Source organism: Hymenobacter seoulensis, assembly GCF_054780535.1.
On sequence record NZ_BAAGWD010000002.1, the window covers coordinates 78,644 to 104,248 of the forward strand.

General features: G+C 56.5%; 18 protein-coding genes. 3 read left to right on the forward strand and 15 right to left on the reverse strand.

What is annotated here, in order from left to right; genetic code table 11:
- Positions 1-68: 68 nt before the first annotated feature.
- The 12 genes from mnmG to ACYVHC_RS08245 all read right to left on the reverse strand — a co-directional run bounded on the left by mnmG (position 69) and on the right by ACYVHC_RS08245 (position 20,508).
- Complete coding sequence (mnmG, locus tag ACYVHC_RS08190) at positions 69-1,937, reverse strand: tRNA uridine-5-carboxymethylaminomethyl modification enzyme MnmG/GidA (RefSeq protein ID WP_460613204.1); 1,869 nt, start codon at positions 1,935-1,937, stop codon at positions 69-71.
- Positions 1,938-2,237: 300 nt separating this feature from the next.
- A complete protein-coding gene (locus ACYVHC_RS08195) occupies positions 2,238-2,966 on the reverse strand; it encodes a GNAT family N-acetyltransferase (protein ID WP_460613205.1) in 729 nt (242 codons plus the stop codon).
- Between the two features lie 243 nt (positions 2,967-3,209).
- Positions 3,210-3,695: an rRNA maturation RNAse YbeY gene (gene ybeY, locus ACYVHC_RS08200; protein WP_460613206.1), complete on the reverse strand. Its 486-nt coding sequence runs from the start codon at positions 3,693-3,695 to the stop codon at positions 3,210-3,212.
- Positions 3,696-3,710: 15 nt separating this feature from the next.
- Complete coding sequence (locus tag ACYVHC_RS08205) at positions 3,711-4,163, reverse strand: ATP-binding protein (RefSeq protein ID WP_460613207.1); 453 nt, start codon at positions 4,161-4,163, stop codon at positions 3,711-3,713.
- A gap of 50 nt (positions 4,164-4,213) precedes the next feature.
- The gene (locus ACYVHC_RS08210; RefSeq protein ID WP_460613208.1) at positions 4,214-7,636 is read right to left on the reverse strand and encodes a DUF4175 family protein; all 3,423 of its coding nucleotides are present in this window, start codon (positions 7,634-7,636) and stop codon (positions 4,214-4,216) included.
- Between the two features lie 201 nt (positions 7,637-7,837).
- Positions 7,838-10,888, reverse strand: coding sequence for a M16 family metallopeptidase (locus ACYVHC_RS08215; protein ID WP_460613209.1), 3,051 nt, complete (start codon positions 10,886-10,888; stop codon positions 7,838-7,840).
- A 408-nt stretch (positions 10,889-11,296) separates the two neighbouring features.
- A complete protein-coding gene (locus tag ACYVHC_RS08220; RefSeq protein ID WP_460613210.1) occupies positions 11,297-12,394 on the reverse strand; it encodes a glycosyltransferase in 1,098 nt (365 codons plus the stop codon).
- A 217-nt stretch (positions 12,395-12,611) separates the two neighbouring features.
- Positions 12,612-14,027, reverse strand: a complete 1,416-nt coding sequence (locus tag ACYVHC_RS08225) for an MFS transporter (protein WP_460613211.1) — start codon at positions 14,025-14,027, stop codon at positions 12,612-12,614.
- Between the two features lie 79 nt (positions 14,028-14,106).
- Entirely contained in the window at positions 14,107-15,954 is a 1,848-nt protein-coding gene (locus tag ACYVHC_RS08230) for an alpha-amylase family glycosyl hydrolase (protein ID WP_460613212.1), read from the reverse strand.
- A gap of 90 nt (positions 15,955-16,044) precedes the next feature.
- Entirely contained in the window at positions 16,045-16,752 is a 708-nt protein-coding gene (locus ACYVHC_RS08235) for an SDR family oxidoreductase (RefSeq protein ID WP_460613213.1), read from the reverse strand.
- Positions 16,753-16,844: 92 nt separating this feature from the next.
- The gene (locus ACYVHC_RS08240) at positions 16,845-18,752 is read right to left on the reverse strand and encodes a glycoside hydrolase family 13 protein (RefSeq protein WP_460613214.1); all 1,908 of its coding nucleotides are present in this window, start codon (positions 18,750-18,752) and stop codon (positions 16,845-16,847) included.
- A 313-nt stretch (positions 18,753-19,065) separates the two neighbouring features.
- The gene (locus ACYVHC_RS08245) at positions 19,066-20,508 is read right to left on the reverse strand and encodes a hydrolase (RefSeq protein WP_460613215.1); all 1,443 of its coding nucleotides are present in this window, start codon (positions 20,506-20,508) and stop codon (positions 19,066-19,068) included.
- A 367-nt stretch (positions 20,509-20,875) separates the two neighbouring features.
- Here ACYVHC_RS08245 and glgP point away from each other — a divergent pair, with 367 nt between their 5' ends.
- Positions 20,876-22,525 carry an alpha-glucan family phosphorylase gene (glgP, locus tag ACYVHC_RS08250; protein WP_460613216.1) on the forward strand — a complete coding sequence of 550 codons (1,650 nt, stop codon included), beginning with the start codon at positions 20,876-20,878 and terminating at the stop codon, positions 22,523-22,525.
- A 102-nt stretch (positions 22,526-22,627) separates the two neighbouring features.
- Here the strand turns inward: glgP and ACYVHC_RS08255 are convergent, their stop codons facing one another.
- Positions 22,628-23,218 (reverse strand): arylesterase, encoded by a 591-nt coding sequence (locus ACYVHC_RS08255; protein ID WP_460613217.1) that lies wholly within the window; start codon positions 23,216-23,218, stop codon positions 22,628-22,630.
- 316 nt (positions 23,219-23,534) lie between these two features.
- Between ACYVHC_RS08255 and ACYVHC_RS08260 the strand changes: the two genes are divergently transcribed.
- Positions 23,535-23,846, forward strand: a complete 312-nt coding sequence (locus ACYVHC_RS08260; protein WP_460613218.1) for a thioredoxin family protein — start codon at positions 23,535-23,537, stop codon at positions 23,844-23,846.
- Between the two features lie 12 nt (positions 23,847-23,858).
- On the forward strand, positions 23,859-24,101 hold the full coding sequence (locus ACYVHC_RS08265) for a DUF6952 family protein (protein WP_460613219.1): 243 nt from the start codon (positions 23,859-23,861) through the stop codon (positions 24,099-24,101).
- A gap of 92 nt (positions 24,102-24,193) precedes the next feature.
- Here the strand turns inward: ACYVHC_RS08265 and ACYVHC_RS08270 are convergent, their stop codons facing one another.
- On the reverse strand, positions 24,194-24,805 hold the full coding sequence (locus tag ACYVHC_RS08270; RefSeq protein ID WP_460613220.1) for a hypothetical protein: 612 nt from the start codon (positions 24,803-24,805) through the stop codon (positions 24,194-24,196).
- Between the two features lie 67 nt (positions 24,806-24,872).
- Complete coding sequence (locus tag ACYVHC_RS08275) at positions 24,873-25,556, reverse strand: carotenoid biosynthesis protein (protein WP_460613221.1); 684 nt, start codon at positions 25,554-25,556, stop codon at positions 24,873-24,875.
- Positions 25,557-25,605: the final 49 nt, after the last annotated feature.

The following is a 25,605-nucleotide window of genomic DNA, read 5'->3' on the forward strand; positions in this document are numbered from 1 at the left end:
GAATTCAGCGAGAATCCGTGGCACCGTTTTTTCTGGCAGATCAGCCTAAACACGCAGGTTTAGCTGCCTTACCGACCTAGATACACCATCAGTACCGATACATCGGCGGGCGAAACCCCACTGATCCGCGACGCCTGCCCCAGGGTTTCGGGCTGAATCTTGAGCAGCTTTTCGCGGGCTTCGTGCGAGAGGGCCGGCATGGCCTGGTAGTCCAGGCGGCCTTTAATCTGGAAGTTTTCTAGCTCCTGCACCCGGGCTGCCTGCTGGTGTTCTTTCACCAAGTACGACTCGTACTTTACCAAAATTTCGGCTTGCTCCAGAGCTTCGGGGCCGTAGGGGGCTAGGGACAGCGTAAGGCCGGGCAGCACTCGGGCCAGTGCGGCCAAATCCACGTTGGGGCGGCGCAGCAAGTTTACAGCGCGCGTTTTCTCATGGATGGTTGCCGAGCCGATTTCCGTCAGCCAATCGTTGATTTCCTGGGGCTCGATGCTGTGGTTTTTCAGCAGCTTGGCTACCTCCTGCGTTTGGCGTCCTTTTTCGCGCACTAGCTCCATGCGCTCCTCAGAAGCTAAGCCCAGAGCATGGCCCAGCGGCGTGAGGCGTAGGTCGGCGTTGTCCTGGCGCAGCAACAGGCGGTGCTCGGCGCGGCTCGTGAACATACGGTACGGCTCGTCGGTGCCTTTATTTACCAAATCATCAATGAGCACGCCAATGTAGGCTTCGCTCCGCTTCAGTATGAAAGGCTCTTTGCCGTGCACCTTGTTGTGGGCGTTGATACCAGCCATGAGGCCCTGGCACGCAGCTTCCTCATAGCCCGTAGTGCCGTTGATCTGGCCCGCGAAGTAGAGGTTCTGGATGCGCTTGGTTTCCAGCGTGAGGTGGAGCTGCGTAGGCGGGAAAAAGTCGTACTCAATAGCGTAGCCTGGGCGGAACATCTTCGCGTTTTCGAAGCCCGCAATCTTACGCAAAGCCCGGTACTGCACGTCCTCGGGCAGGCTGCTTGAGAAGCCATTCACGTACACTTCAACGGTGCTCCAGCCTTCGGGCTCCACAAAAATCTGGTGGCGGTCTTTGTCAGCAAAGCGGTTGATTTTGTCTTCTACGCTAGGGCAGTAGCGCGGCCCAAGCCCCTTAATGCGGCCCTGAAACATCGGCGACTTCTCGAAGCCTTCCTTCAGGATTTCGTGGACCTCCGGGTTGGTATAGGTAATGTAGCAGGGGCGCTGCTTTACTAAAGCGGGCGTGTCGAGGTACGAGAACTTGCTGGGGTTTTCGTCGCCGGCTTGCTCTTCCATTTTAGAATAGTCGAGGGAGCGGCCATCTACACGGGGTGGCGTGCCAGTTTTCATGCGGCCAGCTTCAAACCCGAGCTCTTTGAGCTGCTCCGTAATGCCGGTACTGCCTTTCTCGGCGGCGCGGCCACCGCCAAACTGCTTTTCACCAATGTGGATGAGGCCGTTCAGGAAGGTACCGTTGGTAAGCACCACGGCTTTGCCCCGGAACTCAATTCCGAGCTGGGTTTTTACACCAACTACCGTGTTGTTTTCTACCACCAAACCCGTTACGGCTTCCTGCCAGAAGTCCACGTTCAGGGTTTGCTCCAGGGTCATGCGCCACTCTTCAGCAAAGCGCATCCGGTCACTTTGCGCCCGGGGGCTCCACATGGCGGGGCCTTTAGAGCGGTTCAGCATCCGAAATTGAATCATGGTTTTGTCGGTGATGATGCCCGACTGGCCGCCCAGCGCATCTACCTCGCGCACAATCTGGCCTTTAGCCACCCCGCCCATGGCCGGGTTGCACGACATCTGGGCGATGGTGTTCATGTTCATCGTCACGAGCAGAACCTTGGAGCCCATGTTAGCGGCCGCGGCGGCGGCCTCACATCCGGCGTGGCCGGCTCCTACTACAATAACGTCGTACTCTTCTTGCTGTAACATGGACCGCGAAAGCAAATGATGTAAGGCTGCTGGCTGCAAGGCAACTGGTATGCACTACGGCCGGCTGGTAAATGGCTGAATGGAGTAACAGGAAAAGCGAACGACAAAGTTCGCGCGGCCTAGCACGCAAAACGCCCGCGTTTGGGCGGGCGCTTCCAAAGAAATCAGTTCCGAAAACCGGACGCAACACGCTCAAAACGTGTGCAAAGATACGCAGTTACGCTCTTCTTTGCGCACTGCCTAACCGCAAGCTGCCTAGGCCCGGCCCGGGCTTCAACCCCGATAGGCACCTAGGCTGGCTTATTCGGCGGCGTCCTGATCTAGAAAATCAACGGGCCAATCGGTAAGTAAATCAGCTGATTGAGCCGCCACGGTATTCCAGGCAAAGGGAAGCCACCGGCCGCTGGCGCTATCAAACACTTCCGTAGCAGCCTGGCACGGAAACAGTTTGTAGTCGAATTTGGGGTAGTTGTGTACCAGGTAACCCGGATAGTAGTAGTCCATTTGCTGCTGCCGGGCCCGATTGATTTTCAGCAACATCAGGTACTTGCCCAAGCTATACTTGCGGTACGCCGGATGGTAAAAGTTCATGATGCCGGCCATGCTGCGCGCCCCGTTATCCAGGATGCCTGCTGCCACTAGCTGGTCTCCGTCGCGCAACTCAATTATCTCCGTATTGAACACATTGCTGTTGGCCCCAGCTAGTAAAAAGGCTTCAACCGTTTCGGGGGCATCAAACGTAATGGAGCTGCGGTAAAGCCCGTAGAGCTCCTCTAGCTCCTCTGTGAGCTGGAAAGGCTTAATAATGACCGTAAACCGTTGGTTGGCGCGCAGTAGTCGGCGCTGCTCAGCCCCATAATGCACCTCTTCCAGCGCAATACGCAGCCAGTGCACAGTATACAAGGAATTATCAAGGGGTAGAAACCGGCAGGTGAACAGATCCTGGTGCATTCGGTAATACCCTTGGCTCAGATAAAAATCCAGCGCCTCGCCTCGGATAACGGGTGTATAGGAAGGGCTTGCGGCCATAGAGGTAGCTAGTTGTGCGCAATACGGGAAATGAAAGATAACGCACATTAGTGCTAGGTCGCAACCAGCCCTGAACCGCTGACAGTATAATGCGTCCTGCACACTTCTTCACTACCCTTTGTGAGGGGGTGAAGTGCTTCGGGTACCTAGTGGTTTGCTTGCGCTGTAATACACAAAAAAACACCCGCTTGAAGGGCGGGCGTTTTTCTGATATTATATGTTGAAAGCTGTAAGGCCAGCGAATTAGAAGGTGCGCAGTAACAGGCAGTCATCTTCTTTTTTGCGCATAGCCGTCTGGCTAAGCAGGTCCTTGTCAGCGTAGCCGAGTAAGTGTAGCACGCCATGAATCATAACGCGGTGCAGCTCATCACGGAACGAGACGCCCATTTGCGCCGCGTTTTCGCGCACCCGATCCACGGAAATAAAGATGTCGCCTTCGAGAATATCGGCATCATCGGCGTTATCAAATGTGATGACGTCGGTGTAGGTGTCGTGGTTGAGGTACTCCACGTTTACCTTGTGCAGGTATTCATCGGAGCAGAAGATGTACGTGAGCTGTACAATTTCATGCTCGTGTACTTCTGCCACGCGCTCAATCCAGGAGGTTAGCTCCTGGGCATCGGCTAGCTCAAAAACAACATCTTCTACCAGAAATTCAATGCCTGGGCCTTCGTCGCGGCCAAAGTCATCGTCTTCCTGGTCATTGTGCTCGGTTGGCAAATCGCTCATCGTGGCAAAAGGAGGCTAGTAGGTGGCAGTTTCGGCGCCGTTTACGGTAGGCTGAGTGGCCGAAGAAGCAGGCAGCATAAACGTGAGCTGCACGTTGCGGCCGTCTTTCCGGAACTCTACCTCATCCGCCAAATGGCGAATCAGGAAAATACCCCGACCACCTGGGTTCTCCAGGTTTTCAGGAGCCGTGGGGTCAATCAGGTTCGTGTAGTCGAAGCCGGTGCCTTCGTCCTCGATTTCGAACTTTACTAGGTTCTGATCTACAGATAAGGACAGAAACACGTTTTTGTCTTTATCGAACTTGTTGCCGTGGCGGATAGCATTGTTTACTGCCTCGGTTACGGCCACCATGATGTTGCCGTAGATATCGTCTTCGATGTGAAACGTGTCCTTCGAGTTATCGATGAAACTCTCCACAACACGGATATTTTCGACCAGCGAAGGAATCTGAATTTTAACCTGCTTCATATAAAGAAAAAGAGGGGGCAGCGGGGGAAGGGGGTAAAATTAGCTGAACGCTATTTCATTTTCTGAAAATATTCACTCACCTCGCGCTGATAGTACGGAGTAAGCGCCGGTGGGACGGTGCGAAGGAGCTCCGTCTGCCGGTTTTGCTGTCGTTTGTATTGTTGAAACGCGGGCGGAAACACGGGCGGACGGTTTTGGGCTGTCTGGGCTTCGCGCTTGTCATCCTGGTCCCGTTCCCTGGCCGATTTCTCGGCTTCCAGCAAACGGGTAAGGATTTGGCGCTGGCGCATGATAGTCTGCTCCGTCAGCCGCTTGTTTACGAGGTCGGTTTCGGTTTGTTCCATCATTTTTTTTACATCGCCGAGGCCGCCGGCGCCGTCTTGGCCTTTGCCGTCTTTGTTGGAGCCGGGTTTGCCGCCGCTTTTCTGCTGCATGCGTTCTAGCTCCTGCATGGCCTGCCGGAGCATTTGTTGCTGCCCTGCCAGCTTGGCCAGCTCCTCGGAAAGGGCGCGGCCCTGCTTGCCACTTTGCTGTAGTTGCTGAATCTGCTGGTTGAGCTGCTGTTGCATGCGGCCTAGCTGGCCTTCGCCGGCACTACTACCTTTCTTCTTTTTACGGCCGGGTTTGCCCCCACCCTGCTGTTGCTGGCTCTGGCTTTGGCGCTGCTGCTCCTGCATTTGCTGCAAGGCGTCGTTCAACATCAGGGCCAGGTTGTTCATGCTGGTCATGGCCAGTTGCTGGGAGTTGGTTGCCCGGCCAATGCTGCGCTGCCTAATCTGATCGAGGCTTTCGTCCATGCGACCGTTCATCTCGCCTACTTCGCGGGTTACAAAGCTTTTGATCTGGAACACGCGCTTGGCCAAGGCATACAACGAGTCCTGTACTACCCGGGCGTCGTCCTTGAGCTTGCGCTGCGTCTGGCCCAGTTGCACAAAGCGCGGGTCGCTCTGATCAACGGTTCGGAACTGCTTCATCAGGTTTTCCTGGTCGAAGGAGAGCTTAAGCAGGTTTTCCAGAATGTCGCGCAGGTCGTCGATATTTTCCTGCTGCTCATCTGATTCCTCTTGGTCCATTTGCTGCTGCATCTTCTGGGCCATCTGCTGCATCTTCTGGGCGGCTTGCTTCTGACTTTGGCTGGCTTTCTGGTTCTGGCTTTTGCCCAGCTGGTCCTGGCTTTCCTGCTGCTGCTCGTCTACTTGTTCCTGGTCCTGCTTCATCTCATCGGCGCCGTTCTGGCCGTCGAGCTGCTCGTCCAGCTCTTTCATTTGCTTCAGGTCCTGCTTTAGCTCCTCAAACTTTTGCTGCTGCTCGGTTTGCTGCTGTTTCAGGTTCTGCTGCTTTTGCTGCTGCTGGTCTTTGCTGAGGTTGTTGTCGGGGTTGTTCTTGTCGTTTTTCTGGGTTTCGTCGGCCAGCTTCTGCTGCTCCTGGGCTAGCTGCTGCAGCTTTTCCAGGGCCTGGTCCTGCTTCTGCTCAAACTGCAATTGCTTGAACATTTCGAGGGCGCGCTCCAGCTCTTTTTGCAAGGTGTTTTCCTTGTTTTCCAGCTGTTGCAGCAGTTTCTGCATATCGGGCTGGTTTTGGTCCTGCTGCTGGTCTAGTAGCTTTTGCAGCTCCTCGTACAGCTTCTTGGTTTCGGGGTCCAGCAGGGTTTCCATCAGCTTTTTCAGCTCTTCGGCCTTCTGAGCCAATTCCTCGTTTTTCTGCGGATCGAGTTGGTTTTGCTGCTCCTGCAGTTGCTCAAACTGGCGCTTGAGGTCGTTGAGGGCTTGGTCCATCTGCTGCTTTTGATCCAGCATGTCTTTGAGCTGCTTGCGATCCTGAAAGTTTAGGTCGCGCTTCACCTTCAGCTTGTCTTCTGCCTTGGCCAGCTCCCGCTCCATCTTCTTTGACTCCTGCGCCGCTTGGCTCAGTTGGCTTTGTACTGCTTGGCTCTGAGAGGCCAGTTGTTGGCGCAACTCGGTCCGGTTGGGTAAACGGAACTCAGCGGTGCGGCTGCGGGCAGCTTTAGGGCCATGCACGCCGTCGTTGTCCCACACCTGCACGAAGTACTCCAGCCGGTCGCCGGGGCGTAGGTTCAGAGGGCGCACATCCCACTGGTAAGCATAGCTTTGGCTGGGTCCGCTGCCTAGGGGTAGGGCGCGCGTCTGGTAGCCGGCGTTGGGCCGGCCTTTGCTTAGCACACGGTAGTGCAGCTGTAAGCGCGAAAGGCCATAATCGTCGCGGACGTTGCCGCCTAAGGCCAGGTAGCGTAGCGAGGTAGAGTCCTGAAAGGCTTCGAGCGTTACCTCCGGTACTAGGTCCGGAATTACTGTCAACTGGTACTCAATCGGGTCGCGGTTGGGGCTGGCAGCGTTGCGCAAATGCACTGAGTACTGCTGGCTTTTTACCGCGCGGCGGGCTAGTAAAAATTGGCTGGCGTCGGGCTGGGCCGTTACCGTTTCATCGGGATTCCGAAATTTCAGCTGGAGCTGGTCGGTAGCTTCCGTGTCAAACTCCCACCGAATGTCCGAGCCTTCGGGCACGGTGAGGTTGCCGGTGTTGCGGATGGTTTCGGCCGGTTTGCGCAAATAGGCGGGGTAGGAAACGCGCACGGCAAAGTCGCGCAGGTTGGGACGGGCCCGCACTGTCAGGTCGTACTCCGAAGAGGTGAAGCCTGCAGCTGCCAGCTGAAAAGCCACGTTCTGGCGCAACTGCCGAAAATCAAATCGGAAGCGGTTACCAGCTTCCCGAACCAAATGCCGCTCGCGGCCATCATACACAATGCTGATTTCATTGGGCAGGGCAGTGCCTTCCACCGTCACATTCAGCGTGAAGTCTTCGCCCTTAAAAGCCGTTAGGTTCTTGTTTTCCACCACAAACCGAAAGGGAGCCGGTGGGGTGTATTTGCGGTTGTAGTGCAGAATCCGCTCGGTGCCCTGCACAAAAAGACTAGGGTACACCAGCAGCAAAAGTGCCACTACGGCGGCTGGTACGGCCACGTACTTCCATAATGGTTTGGTCTGGGCCTTAATATTAATACCCCGGCTGAACTCTACACCGCGCAGCTGGCCGGCCCGCTGCTCTAGGCTGGCGGCCAGCAGTGCATTGTCCTGGGCCTGGCCGCGCAGCTGCAAGGCGTTCAGTAGCTTATCCTGCACGTCCGGGAATAGCTCCCCTACTCGTTGGGCAGCTTGCTCATCGCTAAGCATGCGGCGCAGGTTGGTCAGGGCTGATAGGGGCTGCCAGATCCAGCGCCCAAAGGCGTACACTACGCCGCCCACAAACCCGAAAAACAACCCGGCCCGCACCCAAGTAGGCAGGTATAGGAAGTACTCGAGTAGGTTAAATACCAGGAAAAGGCTGAGCAGCAGCCCGCCGGTAACCAGCAGCCCGCGCACCAGCAGACTTATATAAAACTTGCGCTTAAAGGCATCGAGGCGGGCCAATACATCGTCCAGCGCCCGAGTCGTTGCGGGGTCTTTCTCCACTACCATAGGTTTGCTGCCTGATACGGGCCTGGGAAAGATACAGATTTCGGCCCGGCGGCTGCATCTACCTGACACAGGAGCTTGGGCAAGAGGTTCCACTACCCCTTCTGTAACCGCAAACTTGACGTATTGTGATGCTTGCCGCCAACAAAAAAAGTCCGGCTCCACCGGAGCCGGACTTTTTAAAGAATCTAGAAGAAAGGCTACTTACTCAGCTTTGGCCTTTGCGTCGTCTTTGTCTTGCTTGGCTTTGCGCTTTTCCTTTTTGCCGTTCGCGTCCTTAGTCTTGATTTTCATCTTTTCCGTGTCGGCAGCAGGGGTAACGCTGGTGGCAGCAGCCGGAGCAGCGGGAGCAGCGGCGGCAGCCACGCGGCCACCATCGGCATCCAGTTCTACTACTTCGTAGCCTAGCTCATTCAGGCCCGGGAAAGCCTTGGCCCGGTCGCCGACTACCACGATGTACATGTTGTCAGCGGGCAGGTACTTCTGGGCTATGGCCTGCACTTCTTCCTTCTTCAGGTTTTTCAGAATGGTGCTCTGCTGCTGCACGTAGTCCTTCGACAGATCGTACTCCAACAAGCGCGCCAGGAAGGCGGCTTTCTGCTGGCCGGTCTCGTAGCGTAGCGCATCGTTCTGGCCCACCGAAGCTTGCAGGAACTGCAGTTCCTCGTCGGTGATGCCGTTGCGGTAGTTCTGGATTTCCTTCATGAACTCCTTCACCGAAGCGGCAGTAGCATCAGCCCGCACGCCGGCCTGCGCCGTGTAAGGACCCACGTAGCGGCTGCCCTGGAAGCCCGAGCGGGCACCGTAGGTGTAGCCTTTGTCTTCGCGCAGGTTCAGGTTGATGCGCGAGTTGAAAGCACCACCCAACAGATAGTTCGAGAGGTATGCGCGGTAGAAGTCGCCGGTAGCATCATAGGTCAGGGGAGTGAGGTAGCCCACCCGAATTTCTGACTGCGCGGCCCCGTCCTTATTCACGAAGTAGATGCGCGTTTTGTCGGGCTGGGCGGCATTTTCGCCGGCTGGCAAGGTCACGCCTTTCTTCTCCCAGCTTTGCAGGAAGCCAAGCTGGCTGGTCAGCGCCTTCTGGTCTACGTCACCCACGGCTACCAGGTAGCTCACGTTTGGCGCGTAGTTCTGCTGATAGAACTGCTTTACATCATCCAGGGTGAGGCCGGTTACGGTAGAGGCCGTACCGCTGGTAGGCACGCTCATGATGTTGGACGGGCCATACACCAGGCGGGCAAACGTTTTGTCGGCAATAACTACCGGCTGCGTGTTCTGGTTGGCAATGCCCTCCAGCGTCTGCTTTTTCAACCGGGCGAAGTCGGCCTCATCGAAGCGTGGGCGGAGTAGACGCTCTTCCAGCAGCTTCATGGTAGCAGGCAGGTTTTTGGTCAGGCTCTGCACATACACCGTCGTGTTGTCGTCGCCGGACGATACGCGGATGCTGCTGCCCAGCTTATCTAGCTCTGAGGTAAACTGCTCAGCCGTGTACTTCTGCGTGCCTTCGTTCATCAACGAAGCCGTGAGAGCTGCCACGCCTACTTTGTTTGGCATAGCCTGCTCCAAACGGTGGCCGCCGCGGATAGTGAGCAGCATGGTCACCGTCGGAATTTCGGTGTTGCGGCTGCCCATTAGGCGCAGGCCGTTGCCGAACGACTCCTGCCATACGGCCGGAACCTGTACTACGGGGTTAGTGCCTGCTTTTGGCTGCTTGCTCCGGTCGAAGGTATCGGTTGCCTTAGCGTAGGTCAGGCCTTCATAGCCATAGTTTGGCGCTTTGTAGCCTTCTTTTGATACGGTGTAATTATCGGCCTTGGCCGGTGCACCACCCGTTTTGGGCAATACGCTCAAAATAACAGCTGGCTTGCCCTTGATGTACTGATTGTACACCCGGTTTACCTCGGCAGGCGTTACCGCGCGCAGCTGCTTTAGCTCTTGGGGCAGGCGATTGGGGTTGCCAAAGAACGTTTGGTTAGCGGCCAACTGGCTTACTTTGCCATTCACGCTGCTCAGGCTATTTACTACCTGTGCTTCGGTGCTAGACTTGAAGCGAGCCACCTGCTCGGCGGTGGCACCCGTGCGCTCAAATTCCTTCAGCGTGCGGCGTACTTGCGCCTCAAGGCTGTCGAGGCCTTTGCCGGGGAAGGGCAAGGTTACCATCGTAAACTCACCGGCCAGCTCCGAGGTGCTGTTATAGGCCTGAGCCTGAATAGCCTGCTGAGGCTTAATAAGGTTTTTGTAGAGCAACGAGTTTTTGCCTTGACCAATGATCTGGGCTAGAGCATCGAGGGCGTACTCATCGGGGTGGCCGCTAGGAACCGTTGGGAACACCACCTGCATCATCGGGAAGCGCACGTTGTCCGTGTAGCTTACGTAGCGGTCGGCCGTCAGCTTGGGGGCTGCCAGCTTCTGGGCCGCTACGGCCGGGCCTTTGCTGATGGGGCCGAAGTATTTTTCAGCCAGTTTCACTACATCCTGGGCCTTCACATCGCCGCCCACAGTGAGGGTAGCGTTATTGGGGCCGTACCAGCGCAGGAAGAAGTTCTTCAGGTCGTCTACGTTCGAGCGGTCTAGGTCTTCGAGGTAGCCAATAGTCAGCCACGAATAGGGGTGGCCGTAGGGGTACAGTGTGCGGGCTACGTTCTCGGAAGCCAGGCCATAAGGGCGATTGTCGTAGTTCTGGCCCCGCTCGTTTTTCACGGTGGAGCGCTGCACCTCAAATTTCTGCTGGGTTACGGCATCAAGCAGGAAGCCCATGCGGTCAGCCTCCAGCCACAGCGCCGTTTCGAGCTGGTTGCTTGGTACGGTTTCAAAGTAGTTAGTCCGGTCGCGGTTGGTAGTGCCGTTGAGGGTACCACCGGCGGCCGATACGAGCTTAAAGTGCTGTTCGTCGCCCACGTTATCGGAGCCCTGGAACATCATGTGCTCAAAGAAGTGAGCAAAGCCCGACTTACCGATTTGCTCACGGGCTGATCCTACGTGGTACGTCACGTCTACGTGCACTAGTGGGTCAGAGTGGTCTTCGTGCACTATCACGGTTAGGCCGTTGGGCAGCACGTACTTCTCGTACGGAATAACCAGCTCCGAGCCTTTGCGGGTTACTTTCTCCACCAAGCGGGCACCGCCAGCGGTAGCGGCAGGAGCTTTAGCAACAGTGGCGGGTTTGGTAGTAGGTTTTTTTTGCTGAGCCTGAGCAGGCTGGAACGCAAGCGAGGCGCCCAGGCCCAGCAGCAACAAGTGGTTGCGAGTCATTATGGGAAAATAGAAATGAGGAAATACGGGTGGAAAGTTACACGGCTAAAGACAATTTCAACGCTAGGCAGGTTGCGTTGTGAAAAGTAACACAACATCTGCCGCAAAGTTGTTGAAATAACAATGCTGTACTTCCAGCCCTAGGCCCTGCAACTCGCTAAACCGGGTTTTCTGTGCCACATGGTTTGCGTAGCTATGGTGCCTAGTGCCTACCGCTTTGCACACCAAAAAAGAGTGCTCTGCTTCCTACTCTACTTTTTCGCGCTAGCCTTCTATTGGCGAGCAACCTAGTACCGCTAAAGAAAAGCCAGTACCAACCAAGCCGGCAGGTGCCCCGGCCTGATTCTGCTTTGCATATCGGTTTGCAGCCCGCCGCGCCCGCATGGCTACTAGGGCAGTGTCTGTCCCCTACCCCTCGGCCCAAGTGTACCGGCGCTCTTTCCAGTGAATGCCAGTGGGCCACCACGTGTACGTGAGCACCGCTAACGACATAAAGAGCAGATAAACATCATACAGCAGCAACACGTGCAGCTTTTCCCGATGCCCGGCCTGCCGTAGGGTAATGGCCAGGAACAGTGTCTGGCAGGCCACTTTGGCAGCATACAAGGTTACTAGGGTGCCAACAGGCAGCAACCCCGGCCAGCCCAGCACCGTGTAGAAAAACCCGTACGAGCTGAACAGTATACCAACCTGCCAGGGCAGCCGAACCGCGCCTTTCATCCAGCGTTTCCGTTGTTGCAGTAAGTGCCGCACAGTGGGTTGCGCAACCGAAACACCTAGAGCACTAGGCGTCACAATGTTGCGGTAGCCCCAGCCCTGAGCTACTACCTTCTCAAACAGCTGCAAGTCCTCGGTAATGCTAAAGGCCAGCGCCTCATAGCCCCCGATGGAGGTATAGGCAGCCCGCGTTACCAGCATGTTGTTGCCCACCGCCGTAATGGGCAGGCGCAAATCCGTCAGTATTCTGATCAGGCTTAGTCCAAATAGCCAGTCGAGGCCTTGGAGTCGCCCGAAAAGCGTGCCTTCAGCCGTGGTGATGCCCGTTACGATACCTACGCCTTCGGGCGCTGCGGCCAGCATCGTCTGCACCCAATCGGGGTGCAGGGCCATGTCGGCATCGGTGAACAGCAGGTAGTCAGTGGAGGCTGCGCGGCATAGGTGCGCTAGCGCGTTGCTTTTGCCCCGGGCCGAGCCAAGCTGGTGCCGGACAGACAGCAACCGAAACTGTGGCTTGTCTTGAATAAAGGCCTCAATGAGGGCGGCCGTGTTGTCGGTAGAGGCATCGTCGCCAATCAGGATTTCGAGCTTTTCGGCCGGATAATTCAGTTTGGTAAGTGCCGTGAGGCAACGGATTATGGTTGTTTCCTCATTCCGGGCCGCAATTAGGATACTCACGTGGGGCCGAGCGCTGGTTTCTGGTAAAACTGGCCGTGATAGCACTAGCAGGAGCAACACCAGCAAAAAGATGCCGAAGAATAACCCAAAAAAGAGGATCGGAAATGTCATATGGCTACCAGTAAAAAGAGGAAGCCACGCAAATTTCATAATACATAGAAACGTAGCTGCTTACCTAGCTAATACGACTGTGCAGCTAGGTGTTGTTGCCGGGTAAATGCTGATTTTACTAAACTATACTTTTGTATAAATACGTAGTTGCTAAAACGCAAAAGGCCCCTTCTATAGGTAGAAGGAGCCTTCTTTTAATTAGATATAATCAAGGGGGCTACAGGCGCGGGTCGGTTTCTACGGGTGCTTCATAGGCTCCAGCCGGCGTGGCCAATACCGTGCCCTCAGCAGGAAGGCGAATGTCATCGGCATCATTTACCCGAAGCGTAAGTAAACCGGAGATGATCATGGAGCAGCCACCCAGCACGAGCGTGTAGACCGACTCACCTCCAAAAACCGACTTGGTAAAGAAGCCTAGGATCAAGCCAGCTACTACCTGCGGAATGACGATGAAGAAGTTAAACACGCCCATATAATAGCCCATTTTGTTGGCGGGCAAGGCGCCGGCTAACATCGCATATGGCACGCTCAAAATAGAAGCCCAAGCAATACCTACCCCTATCATCGACACGAGCAGCATTTTAGGGTCCTGAATAAAGTAGATGGAAATCAGGCCAATGCCACCGGCTACTAGGCAAAGCAAGTGCGTAACGCGGCGGCTTGTGGCGCGAGCAATAACAGGCAGCAGCAGGGCCGCAATGGCTGAAATACCATTGTACACCGCAAAGCATACTCCTACCCAGTCAGCCCCTTCGTTGTAGAGCTTCGAGGTAGTATCCGTGGTATGGTAAATGTGGCTGGTTACGGCAGGAGTTGTGTAAATCCACATCGAAAACAGCGCCAGCCAGGAGAAGAATTGTACAATGGCGAGCTGGGCCATCGTTTTGGGCATGTTGGTTATGCCCTTGAAAGACTCTCGGATGCCGTTCCAGAAGCCTGCCGTACGGCGCTTTTCTTCTTCAAACTCAGCCATGTTGGCTGGTGGGTACTCTTTGGTGTTCATCACCGTCCAGAGCACGGCCAGGAAGAATACTACCCCCCCAATGTAGAAAGCGTACTTCACAGACGGCGGAATCTGGCCGGCCGGTGCCGTATTGGCAATACCGAACCAGTTAGTAAACATCCAAGGCAGCATAGACGCTACTACGGCCCCCACCCCGATAAAGAAGGTTTGAGCAGCAAAGCCAGTTGTGCGCTGTTCAGAGGGTAGTAAATCGCCAACTAAAGCCCGGAAAGGCTCCATACTGATATTGATGCTGGAGTCCATGATCCAGAGCATGCCTACCGCCATCCAGAGGGCCGATACGTTAGGCATCACCAGCAGCGCAAATGAAGCCAGGATGGCCCCAACCAGAAAAAACGGGCGCCGGCGTCCCCACTTTGGGCTCCAGGTCCGGTCCGACATGTACCCGATAATAGGCTGCACCAGCATACCAGTTAGCGGGGCAGCCAGCCAATACAAGGCAATTTCGGTTCCGCCTAGGGTTTCAAAAATGCGGCTGACGTTGGCGTTTTGCAGCGCGAAGCCGAACTGAATGCCGAGGAAGCCGAAGCTCATGTTCCAGATTTGCCAGAAGCTGAGGCGGGGTTTTTCGCGGGTGCTAGTGGGGGTAGCCGCTACGCTGGTTGCCATGGAGGGAGGAATGTAGAAGTGGGAAGTTGAAAATCAGAGAGGAAAGCAAACCGCGAAGCCGAATGCCACTGCTCGAGAATTAGTTTTTAGGCTTGATTTCGAAGATGTAGGCGCTCTGGGGGGCTAGTGTGAGGTTCAGGTACTCCACGGGCGGGGCTTGGTTCAGCAGTTCGGTGTAGGTGTAGCGTTGGGCGGCGTTCAGGCCCATCAGCTCCATGGCCTGTTTCGGAATCTGGAGCGTAGGCTTGTAGGTTTTATCGGGGCTGAAGTTGGCCACGATGAGCAGCTTCTGCTTGTCGGTAAAGCGCAGGTAAGTGTACACCTGGCGCTGGTTGTACTGGGCATCGAGGTTGTTGGCGTCCTGTAGCTCGTAGAAGCGGCCCTTACGGATGGCGTCGCTCTGGCTGGTGAGGGTAAGCAGGCGCGTGTAAAAGTCGTGGAGCTGCTTTTGCTCGGGGCTGAGCTTGCCGCCATCAAACTTGCCGCCGTTCATCCACTTCTGGTGTTCCGGCACACCCCAATAATCGAAGATGGTGGTGCGGCCGTCCTCCCCTGAGAAACCCTCGGAGGCCAGAGCAGGCTCGCCTACATCCTGCCCAAAGTACAGCATCACGGGGCCCGTAGCTAGGGTAGCCGAAACCGTCATGGCCGGGATGGCGGCGCGAGGGTTGCCGGCAAAATCCTTGCTAGCAATACGTTGCTCGTCGTGGTTTTCCAAGAAGCGCAGCATGTGGCCCGAGAACCCGCGGCTTTCTTCGCGCCACACCTTCGTAATATCCTCAGTGGTGCCCTCGCCGCGCATCAGGCGGCGCAGGCCATCGTACAGGCCCACCTTATCGTAGAGGTAGTCGAAGTGGCCCTGCTCGATGTACATCCTGTAGGTTTTGGCGTCGTAGGCTTCCCCAATAAAGATGAGGTCGGGGTTCACCTTTTTCAACTCCGGAATTACCCAGGCCCAAAACTCTACCGGCACCATTTCGGCCATGTCGCAGCGGAAACCATCTACATTCTTCTTGGTCCAGAAGATGAGGATGTCGCGCATTTTCAGCCACGTGTCGGGCGTTTTCTCAAAATGCTTGGCCCGGCCGTTCTGGTAATCGACGCCGTAGTTGAGCTTGATGGTTTCAAACCAGTCATCCACGCTCGGGGCCTCCGAAAACACGTCGTTGCCGGTGGCTTTGGCGGGCACTTCCTGAAACTTCTTGTCTTCCCTAGGTCCGCTTAGCGGCCCAAGTGGGTTGTAACCGGCCGGCACCACAAATGACTTGCCGGGCAGGTAATAGAAGTTATTATTGGGTGTGAAGGCCTTGGTTTTATCATCCTTCTGGCCCAGATCCACGACGCCCACCGGGTGCGCATCCGACTTATAGGTGCGCGCTACATGGTTGGGAATAAAGTCGATGATGACTTTTAGCTTGTTGTCGTGGGTGCGCTTTACTAGGGCCTCAAACTCCTGCATCCGGTTCTTCACGTCCACGGCCAGGTCGGGGTCTACATCATAATAGTCCTTGATGGCGTAGGGTGAGCCGGCGCGGCCTTTTACCACATCGGCATCATCGAGGGCAATGCCGTGCTTGGTGTAGTCCGTCATGGTAGCGTGCTCAATCACGCCGGTGTACCACACGTGTGAGGCGCCCATTTTCCGGATGGCTTGCAGGGCGGTGTTGCTGATGTCGTTGAACTTTCCCACGCCATTTTCCTGGAGCGTGCCGTAGGATTTGTTCACGGCCGTTTTGTTGCCGAACAGGCGGGTCATCATCTGGTAAATTACCAGCTTATGATCTTGGGGTTGTTCGTCGGTGGTATTGGGGTCCGAGGAGAAAGCGGTTTCTGCCACAGGCACGGAAGGTTGCGAAGTCGGGGAAAACAAAGAAAACGAAGCTAACCCCAGGGAAAGGGCCGCCGCAGGCAGTAGCAGGTGTTTCATAGATAGGTAAGGTAAGCAGTTGTTGGTTGCGGGATGCCGGCTACCTAGTACTTGCGGGCAACAGGCAGCTCGCAACCGGCAACTGAAAGATTACCACTCTTGCGTTAAGGGGTGTAGCATCAGCTCATCTACCACCACGTGGGCCGGTGCCTCCAGCACGTAGCGGATGGCTTGGGCTACATCGGAGGGTTTGAGGTGCGTTTTTTCGGTGTCCAGGCCGCCAGGTTTCGACTCATTGAAATAGGTGTCCACCAGGCCGGGGTATATCGTGCTGACTTTCACGCCAAAGGGCCGCACTTCCTTGCGCAACGAGCCTAGCATGGCATCCTGCGCAAACTTGCTGGCCCCGTATACGGTGCCATGCTCGAAGGTGCGCTTGGCTACATCAGAAGCAACGCCTACAATGTGGCCCGAGCCCTGCGCCTTCAGGTGCGGCACTACGGCTTTGCACATGAGAAAGGTGCCCTTTACATTGACGTTGAACATCCGTTCCCACTCATCGGCCTCGTAGTTTTCGAGCAAGTTAAAGGAGCCCACGCCCGCGTTGCAGATCAGGATATCGAGGCGGCCAAATCGGCTCAGGGTTTCGGTCACAACTAGCTCAGCATCGGCTTCATCCGAAACATCCGCCGGAATGGCTAGGCCCTGGGTTTTGGCGTTGAGTTCGTTAAGCTCCTCGGAGCTGCGGGCTACGGCTACCACTTTGGCGCCCTGCATGGCGAGCAAAAGCGCCGTAGCGCGGCCAATACCGCGGCTGGCTCCCGTCACAATGGCTACTTGATCGGTCAGGTCGGTCATAGGATTAGCAGATTTAAGCTGAAGATACGTAACCGGGTGGTACTGCATAAGTGGCACGGGGCGGCGGTGGTTCCCGCTGCCCCGTGCTAATCTTACTTCTTCAGCTCAATAACCCAAGCCGTGCGGCCCGGAATCCGGAAGCTCTTCAGATCCGAAACGGTGGCGCCGGTAGTTATTTCAGTACCAGAAGTGAAGCCGTTGGTACGCTCCACAAACCGGGCGCCGTCCACCGTCTTCTCTTCCTTGTTGCCGTTCAGCATTACCATAACGGTTTCACCCTGCTCGTTGTAGCGGAAGTAGGTGTACACGCCATCCTGCGGAATAAACTGCATCAGCTTGCCGGTAGCCACCACGGGGTGCGCCTTGCGGTAATTGGCTAGGGTGCTCAGATAGGTAAAGGCCTCGCCAGCCTGGCCCGTACGGCCTGCCGCCGTGAAGTAGTTCTGCTTGTCGCCGGGGAAACCGCCGGGGAAGTCCTCGCGCACTTTACCATCGGGGTTCGAGAAGTTCTTCATCAGCACCTCCGTGCCGTAGTAGAGCTGCGGAATGCCTCGGGTAGTAAGCAGCCACGCCACGCCCAGCTTGTACTTCGCAAAGTCCTCCCCAATAACAGAGTAGAACCGGCTCATGTCGTGGTTATCGAGGAACGTCACGTTGCGGGTCGCGTCCTCGTACATCCAGTCGCCTTGCAGGGCATCATAGATCCGGTTCATATTGGGCTGGTCGCCGCGTAGCGCATCGTGCACCGCGCCCTGCGACTGGAAATCGAACACCGAGGCCAGGTTGGACTTAAAGCCATCCACAGGCTGGAAAATGTTGCGGGCAAAGAAAGCCTGCTGGGCCGTGCTGCCTACCCAGGCCTCACCGAACATGAACAGCTGTGGATACTCATCGGTAAGGGCCTGGCCCCACTGCATCAAGAACTTGGTATCGGAGTAAGGGTAGGTATCGATGCGGTAGGCATCGAGGCCGGTGTACTCTACCCACCACAGGAAATTCTGGATGAGGTAGGTAGCTACCAGCGGGTTGCTCTGGTTTACATCGGGCATGGTGGTGTCAAACCAGCCGCGGTTGTAAAGCTTGCGGTCCAGCTCCGAGCCGTAGGGGTCATTCAGGGCCTGGGAGTTGTAGTTGCTGCGTGTAAAGCTGGGCCACTGGTTGAACCAGTCTTTGGCGGGCTGGTCCAGGAACAGGTAGTTCTTGGAGCCCATGTGGTTAAGCACTACGTCGTGCACCACCTTAAACCCGTTTTGGTGCGCCTTGTCCACAAACTGCTTGTACTCCTCAGTCGTGCCGTAGCGCCGGTCGGTGTTGTAGTAATCGGTGAGGGCGTAGCCATGGTAGCTGGCCTTGGGCATATCGTTCTCCGTGACGGGCGTCATCCAGAGGGCCGTTACGCCTAGGCTCTTGAAGTAGTCGAAGTGATTTTCAACGCCTTTCAGGTCGCCGCCGTGGCGCGCATACATCGAGTCGCGAGCCGCTTTGGGGGCACGCATCCCTTTGATGAAGTCGTTTTTCGGGTCGCCGTTCGAGAAGCGGTCCGGCATCAGGAAGTAAATGAAGTCCTGCTGGGTGAGGCCCTGCACCTTTTGCTTGTCGCCGGGGGTAGTACGCTGGCGTAGCTCGTAAGCGTAGGTCTGCTTCTTGTCGCCTTTAAACTCCAGCTGCAGCTTGCCCGGCTTGGCCGTGGGGCTGATGGTGAGGTTAAGCAGCAAGTAGTTGGGGCTTTCCAGCTTCTGCACGCCATCTAACGATACCCCTTCATACGCCTTGAGGGTAGCGGTGCTGCTAGCAATGCCGGGGCCATGCACCAGCAGCTGCAGCTTGGGGTTTTTCATGCCTACCCACCAGAACGTGGGGTCGATACGCTGAATACCAGCGGCCTTGGCAGCCGAAGCAGGGCTAGCAACGGTTACAACAGGAGCTTTAGCGGCGAGTACTGGGCTAGTTGTAGCGAGCAGCGCGCCCGCCAGCAGGGGCAGAAAACGAGTAGAAATCATACGCGAGTGGGATTCAGAAACGGAGCTGGCAAGGTACGCAGCACATGCCGTGAAACGCTAGTGCTAAAGCCGCTCTGAATGGTGACGTATTGACGGATTTCTGGTGCCTGCTTGATGGGTTTGGTGATATAGCTTATTTCAAATGGCAAATGCGGTTGTACCTCGCCTTGTTTCGTATCTCGCCAAAAAGCCGGTTTCATGAGTGTTTCAGGCTGAAGCTGGTTCACGAAAAAGCCCCGCCGCCGGCGGAGGCCAGCAACGGGGCGTTGGGGTTTAGTAGCGGTAAGTGCCTAGGCCCTACCGCTAGCGCAACTTACTGCAGCTTAGCCAGCCACAGGGAGGCGTTGAGGTGCAAGCGGGCGTGGCTTACGTTCTCGTTCCAGCCGTCGTACACGGTGTTGCCGGGCGAGCCGGTGCCGTCGTCAGCCGGCGAAGAGTCGCCGATGATAACTACGCGACCCGTACCGAAGGTGCTGCTGGCCGCCATGGCCAGGCTGTTGCCCTGGGTAGCAGAAGTGCGCCACATCAAGCCCTGCACGGTGCTGTTGGCGGTGGGCGAAAGCGTCATGGTCGCGCCGTTGTGGAAGGAAAGCTGCGAAACTTTGCCTTGCGAGCCGTTCATAATGGTGTTGGTGGTAGAAGCCAGCGCGTTGGTGCTGTTCTCCACAATGTTGTCCATGTTTACCGAGAAGCCGAAGGGGTTGGCTTTCACGGAGTTGTTCTGCATCAGGTCGTTCCAGATTTCGGGCGAGTCCCAGCCGTCGTTGTTGCGGTCGGAAATAGTGTGGTCCGAAATCATGAACAGGCCGCCGCCGTTCTGCACAAACTGCAGAATAGCCGTTTTCTCGGCGGCCGTGAACACCGTGTTCGGCTCATCTACCACAAACACGCTGTAGTTGGCCAAATCCTGCGGGTTGCTGGTGTTGCCGTAGCTGATGGTCGTGCCGGTAGGCAGCTGCTCTACGCTGTGGCCGAGCTTCACGAGGGCCACGCCCCACGCTGACACGGCTCCCGTCCAGTAGGTTTCGGCGGTGGTGCTGGTGATGCCGCTCTGGGCCGGCGACGGGTAGCGTGGGGTCAGGCCAGCGTCTACATCCAGTACCCAGTCGGCGTTGCCGGCCAGCTCCCCGTGCGAGGCATCGAACAGGAATTTCTTGCTGCCAGTGGCTGGAGGCGTGGTGGTGCCGCCGTACTGCTCCACCGTCACGTTATCAATGTTGATGCGGTTGGTGCCACCCGAAATCTTCCGGATTTGCAGGCGCACGCTGCCGCTCAGGTTCACGGTAAAGGAGGCCGTGCTCAGGGCCGCGCTGCTGGTGGTGATGGTGCTGCCGGTTTTGGTGTAGGTACTGCCGCTGTTCTGGCTTACCCACAGTTCCCATTGCGAGCTGGCATCGGTGCCGTACACGGCGTGTTGCACGGTTACTACCCCTGCGCCGGTGGTCAAGTTAAAGTTGGTAGTGAGGGAGCCTACGTTCCGGATGCGTACCGATTGCGCGCCGGTTTTGGGGTCGGCGGTGGTGTTGCCTAGCAGTGCGTCGTTCAGGGTCCAGGAGCCGGAGCCCAAGGTAACGGAGCCCGTAGTGTAGGCTGTTTTGGTGCCAGCTTCAAAGCCCTCCGGGAAACCGGCGCTGCTGACGTTCGTGGTGGCCGTGGCACTGATGGCCGCTGGCGAGGGAAAATTTTCCTGCTTGGCACAGGCAAGAACAGAGAGGCTCAGCACGGAGGCTGCTAGCCAGCGCAAGGGGTAGCGCATAGGAAAGGGTTTGGTTGTGGAGTGGTGATAAGGGCGTGTTTAACGGGGCAAAGCTACCAGCAAGGGCATCCTGCCAACGGTAGGATAATGTTAAGGAATTATTACTATATCAACAGGAGTAGAAGCGTTTACCACCCTTCAGCCCCGGGGTTCGAGCCCCTTTGCAGCCTAGGGTTGCGGCTGCCCCCAACTCCGGCCAGATGATGCTTGTTTGTCTATTACTAATGCCGGGTTTGCATTTTGCGGTTCTGGCTACGCCTTGGCCTACACAGTCCGCACTTTTCCGCTTTTTTTGGGTACGGATTCGTACGCGCATTCGTATTGGCGGAGGTTCCGCCTTCTCTTACCCCTAGTCCCACCGCGCTTTATGGCATTTGATCTGAAGATGTACACCCCCGCACCGGAGTTCAGCACTCCGGCTGCTTATTTTTCTATGGAATTCGCCCTGGATCAGGCGCTGAAAACTTACTCCGGCGGCCTCGGCTTTTTGGCCGGCTCCCACATGCGCTCTGTGTATGAGCTCAAGCAGAACCTAGTGGGCATCAGCATCCTGTGGTCGTTCGGCTACTACGACCAGGGCCGCAACGAAGACCAGAGCATGCGCGCCGATTTCCGCCTGAAGCACTACAGCTTCCTGCAGGATACCGGCCTGGTGTTCCCCATCGAAATTCACAACGCGCAGGTGCTGGTGAAGGCCCTGTACCTGGCCCCCGACACGTTCGGGACGGCGCCCATGTTCTTCCTGACCACCGACATTCCGGAGAACGATTACCTCTCGCGTACCATCTCGCACCACCTCTACGACGCCGACACGGCAGCCCGCGTGGCCCAAAGCATTCTGCTGGGCGTAGGTGGTGGCAAACTGCTTGATTTGCTGGGTCGCCACACCGACATCTACCACCTCAACGAAGGCCATGGCTTGCCCCTAGCGTTTTACCTCTACGACAAGCACGGTCGCAACCTCGAGGAAGTAAAGAAGCGTCTGGTTTTCACGACCCATACGCCCGAGCTGGCCGGCAACGAGGAGCACCCTATAAAGCTGCTGCACGACATGTCGTTCTTCGGGCACGTGCCCTTGGAGGAAGTGCGTCGCCTAGGTCTGATTGAAAATGAGCGCCTGAATTACACCCTCACGGCGCTGCGTTTTGCCCGTATTTCGAACGGCGTTTCGAAGGTGCACGGCGAGGTAGCCAACGACATGTGGGGAGGTTATCAGGGCATCAGTCCGATTATTGCCATCACCAACTCACAGAACGGCACCTACTGGCGCGACCAGCCCCTGCACGAGGCGTTAGTAGCCAACGACGACGCAGCCCTGAAGGCCCGCAAGCGCGAGCTGAAAAAGCAGCTCTTCGATATCGTGGCGGACCAAACCGGTACGCTGCTCGACCCTGAGGTGCTGACCGTAGTGTGGGCCCGCCGCTTTGCCGGCTACAAGCGCGCCGACCTGATTCTGCGCCACTTTGAGCGGTTCCTGGAAATTGTAAACCAAGCTGGCCGCCCCGTGCAAGTAATTTGGGCGGGTAAGCCCTATCCCAAAGACTTTGGCGCTATCGGTCTGTTTAACAGCATCATCGAGAAGACCAAGAACCTGAACAACTGCGCCGTACTGACGGGGTATGAGCTAGCCTTGTCGGCGGCCCTCAAGAAGGGTTCCGATATCTGGCTGAACACGCCGCGCTACCCCCGCGAGGCTTCCGGCACCAGCGGCATGACGGCCGCCATGAACGCCTCGGCCAGCTTGAGCATCGCCGACGGCTGGATTCCGGAGTTCGTGCGCCACGGCGAAAACGGCTTCATTGTGGAGCACACCGATATCAACCAGCCCGACCACGTGAAGGATGACATCGAGGCCACCAACCTGTTGGATGTACTCCAGAACGAAATCATTCCGCTGTACTACGACCAGCCGGAGAAATTCCTGGAGGTAGTAAAAACCGGTATGCGTGAGGTAGAGCCCGAGTTCGAGTCGCACCGCATGGCTACGGAGTACTACGAGCGGATGTATAAGGCGTAAGTAGGTTCACGGCGCTTTGGTGCCTAGTAAAAAGCCCGTTGGGTTGAGCAGCTTGCTCAATTCAACGGGCTTTTGTTCGTTACTTGATAGGTTGTTAGGTCCTTACGGCGTCAGAACCCGTTCCAGCACGGCCCACACGTTATTGGCCAGAATCTTCTGGCCTTCGGCGTTGGGGTGCACGCCATCGGGCAGGTTAAGGTGCCGCTGCCCGATGACACCGTGCAGCAAGAAGGGCACAAAGTCGAGCTCATTTTTCTCGGCCAGCAGCCGGAACAAGGCCTTAAACTCCTGGGCGTAGTGGCCCATGCGGCCGCCACCCAAGGTAGCCAGCGGCCCTAGGTCGAAGGGGAACTCCAACCCTACCAGCACCACGCGGGCCTCGGGGTGTTGACGGCGCACTTCATCCAGAATAAACTGCAGGTTTTGAGTGGTTTCGCGGACCGGGATGCCCCGCAGTCCATCATTAGCGCCCAATTCCAGCACAAACACGTCAATCGTTGGAAAGCGGCTGAGCACCGAGCCGATGCGTTGGCGCCCGCCGGCGGTAGTTTCGCCGCTCACGCCGTAGTTGTGGGCTTTATACGGAAGCCGAAGGGCGTCGATTTTTTCCTGAATGCGGGACGGAAACGAGTCGCTGGCCCGCAGCTGATAGCCAGCCGTAAGCGAGTCGCCGAAGAAAACGATGGTTTGCATAAGAAGAAAGGCCACGCTGTAAAAAGCTGTGGTAGAGTGAGGTATAGGTTGGTGCGCACTAGGTCTGGCTGAAGCGTAAAGCCTGTTTAGCTCCGGCCTCATGCATGCAGTACAGCAGTTTAAACACGTAGATGAACGCGGGTTATCTGGCAGGGTTCGGACCAAGTGCGGGCCTAGTACGGTTGGCTGTATCCGGCTGGTTAGCTCGGAATTAGAGCAAAAACAAACTTTTTTGTCCGTTTCGGGCTTTACCTTTGTCAGCAGATAAGAATCGTTCTTATCTGCTGATTGCGTTTTGAAACCAACAACCCATACAATGTCCGTAACGAAAGCCACCGACGCTGATTTTCAACAACTACTGCAGGAAAACGAAAAAGTAGTGGTGAAATACTACGCCGATTGGTGCGGTAACTGCCGGCTGTTTTCACCTAAGTTCAAGCGCCTGGCCGAAGCCAACGAAGGCATTGCCTTCCTGGATGTAAACGCCGAAACCAGCCCTGAGGCCCGCAAACTAGCTAGCGTAACCAACCTGCCATTCTTTGCCGTGTTCCGCAACGGCGAGTTGGTAGATACCGTGGCCGCCAGCAAAGAAGAGGCCGTAGCCAGCCTGATTTCTCGCCTCAACTAAGCCTGCGCCGCCATGAAAATGCCCGTGATCAAGCGCCTGGTAGAAACCCAGACGTTGGAAAGCCTAGTTGCCGCCGAAGAAGCGCTTCTGGAAGAGAAAGCACCAGCTTTTGAGGTAGAAGGCGAAGACGAAGGCGAGCAGCTCACGCACGTGTTTGCCGCCATCTTCATCCTCAACCACATGCAGGATACCGGTGCCGACTTCAAAACGGCCCTGCGCGAGTACACTGCCAAAGTGCGCGTGTCCATCAGCTAGGTCCTGTTGCTGCCCAAACCCCAAGAAAGCGGGCCCGAAAATCTATCTGATTTTCGGGCCCGCTTTCTTGATTTAGTAGGATGTGTATTGGCTTAAAGCTTAGCGAAATGGTGTGCTGCCAGCTGCAGACCCGCCTCGGTACACAGGCCGCGCACGTACGGGAAGAACAGGTTGCGATATACCTCGGCCAGGTTGGTTTGCGCCGGCGGAAACAGTTGGTCGTTGAGCAGCATACTGAACTGCGAAAGCAGGATATGCGCAATCAGGCGCGGGTTCAGATCGGCCCGCAGGTAGCCTTCCTGCACCGAGGCCTCTATCAGGCGCGTCAGGAGCGGAAACGAGTACCCGTTGATGTAGTCCTGCATCAGCTTCCAGGCTTCCGGATACTGCTCGCGTACCACATGGTAGTCGTAGTTAGGCGCCAGGCGCAGTTCCTGCAGGCTGTGATTAAGCAGCCCGAGCAAGCACTCAAGCGGAGTAGCCAGATGGGCGAACAACTGCTCGTGCTCCTGGCGCTGCCGGTTGGTGTTGCGCTGGGTTACCAAGCATAGCACAGCGGCCTTGCTGCCGAACAGCTCGCGGAAGGCCGGCGGGGTCAGGTCGAGAGCAGCGGCTAGCTGCTCATCGTGCAAAATGCCCACGCCTACCGCCGAAAAAAGCGCGGTGGCACGGTCCAGGAGTTCATGGTGTAAAAGCTCTTCCATGGGAAGGATAAAACTAGGCTGGTTCTGAGTGAGGCGCGTTTGGCTGTGAGCTAACGCCGCAGTGCAGTTACGCCAGCATACCCAACGCGAAGAAAAACAGCAGTTGCACCAGGTACACAAACGGAACCAGAGGGTTACGCTTCACAAAATCGACGCGGTTGAAGTATACCTGCAGGATCAAACTAACTGCAAACCAGCCTTTGAAGTTCAGCAGTGGTATGATGTCGTACTGCCAGCTCCAGAAATCATACTGCACCGCTACCGGCTCCAGGCACACATCTAGGCCCACCAGTAGCAAGGCTGCCACTACGGCCCGCAAAAAGTTAGGAATGGGCAGGTAGCGGGCCAGAATACCCGCCGTGTACGTCAGCATTAACCAGTTGACGCCAATCATAAGAGGCACGTTTAGCCACTTGGGGCCTAGTGTAGCGCCGTACTCATAGTGCCCGAACAGCAGGCCGGTGCGCACGCCTACCACCTCCACGAAAAAGCCCGCTACCATTACCACCACGCAAAAGCTCCAGAACGCGGCCGTGCGGCGCGGCTGGAACGCCAGCAGCAGGCCCAACGTCAGCAGCAGGTTGAGCGGCACGAACTGCAGGAAAAAACTGGGGTCTTGGGAGAAAGCCAGGCCTAGCAGCCCCGTGGCGTGGAACAGCAGCAAGATGCCCTGAGCCCAGCGCAAACGCCGACGGTACACCTCGCTGGACGGGGTAGTAACTGGGGGCATTTCTTGAGTTGGTTCAGTCATGAGGGGAGAAAAAAGCAAACAATAAGAGGGAGGCAGCCGGCCGGTTATG

Bases quoted from the DNA above. Each gene is read 5' to 3' on its own strand.
- ACYVHC_RS08275 (WP_460613221.1), bottom strand. From the start codon at position 25,556: ATGACTGAACCAACTCAAGAAATGCCCCCAGTTACTACCCCGTCCAGC.
- ACYVHC_RS08225 (WP_460613211.1), bottom strand. From the start codon at position 14,027: ATGGCAACCAGCGTAGCGGCTACCCCCACTAGCACCCGCGAAAAACCC.
- ACYVHC_RS08255 (WP_460613217.1), bottom strand. From the start codon at position 23,218: ATGCAAACCATCGTTTTCTTCGGCGACTCGCTTACGGCTGGCTATCAG.
- ACYVHC_RS08230 (WP_460613212.1), bottom strand. From the start codon at position 15,954: ATGAAACACCTGCTACTGCCTGCGGCGGCCCTTTCCCTGGGGTTAGCT.
- ACYVHC_RS08220 (WP_460613210.1), bottom strand. From the start codon at position 12,394: ATGACATTTCCGATCCTCTTTTTTGGGTTATTCTTCGGCATCTTTTTG.
- glgP (WP_460613216.1), top strand. From the start codon at position 20,876: ATGGCATTTGATCTGAAGATGTACACCCCCGCACCGGAGTTCAGCACT.
- ACYVHC_RS08245 (WP_460613215.1), bottom strand. From the start codon at position 20,508: ATGCGCTACCCCTTGCGCTGGCTAGCAGCCTCCGTGCTGAGCCTCTCT.
- ACYVHC_RS08195 (WP_460613205.1), bottom strand. From the start codon at position 2,966: ATGGCCGCAAGCCCTTCCTATACACCCGTTATCCGAGGCGAGGCGCTG.
- ybeY (WP_460613206.1), bottom strand. From the start codon at position 3,695: ATGAGCGATTTGCCAACCGAGCACAATGACCAGGAAGACGATGACTTT.
- ACYVHC_RS08265 (WP_460613219.1), top strand. From the start codon at position 23,859: ATGAAAATGCCCGTGATCAAGCGCCTGGTAGAAACCCAGACGTTGGAA.
- ACYVHC_RS08260 (WP_460613218.1), top strand. From the start codon at position 23,535: ATGTCCGTAACGAAAGCCACCGACGCTGATTTTCAACAACTACTGCAG.
- ACYVHC_RS08215 (WP_460613209.1), bottom strand. From the start codon at position 10,888: ATGACTCGCAACCACTTGTTGCTGCTGGGCCTGGGCGCCTCGCTTGCG.
- ACYVHC_RS08235 (WP_460613213.1), bottom strand. From the start codon at position 16,752: ATGACCGACCTGACCGATCAAGTAGCCATTGTGACGGGAGCCAGCCGC.
- ACYVHC_RS08270 (WP_460613220.1), bottom strand. From the start codon at position 24,805: ATGGAAGAGCTTTTACACCATGAACTCCTGGACCGTGCCACCGCGCTT.
- mnmG (WP_460613204.1), bottom strand. From the start codon at position 1,937: ATGTTACAGCAAGAAGAGTACGACGTTATTGTAGTAGGAGCCGGCCAC.
- ACYVHC_RS08210 (WP_460613208.1), bottom strand. From the start codon at position 7,636: ATGGTAGTGGAGAAAGACCCCGCAACGACTCGGGCGCTGGACGATGTA.
- ACYVHC_RS08205 (WP_460613207.1), bottom strand. From the start codon at position 4,163: ATGAAGCAGGTTAAAATTCAGATTCCTTCGCTGGTCGAAAATATCCGT.
- ACYVHC_RS08240 (WP_460613214.1), bottom strand. From the start codon at position 18,752: ATGATTTCTACTCGTTTTCTGCCCCTGCTGGCGGGCGCGCTGCTCGCT.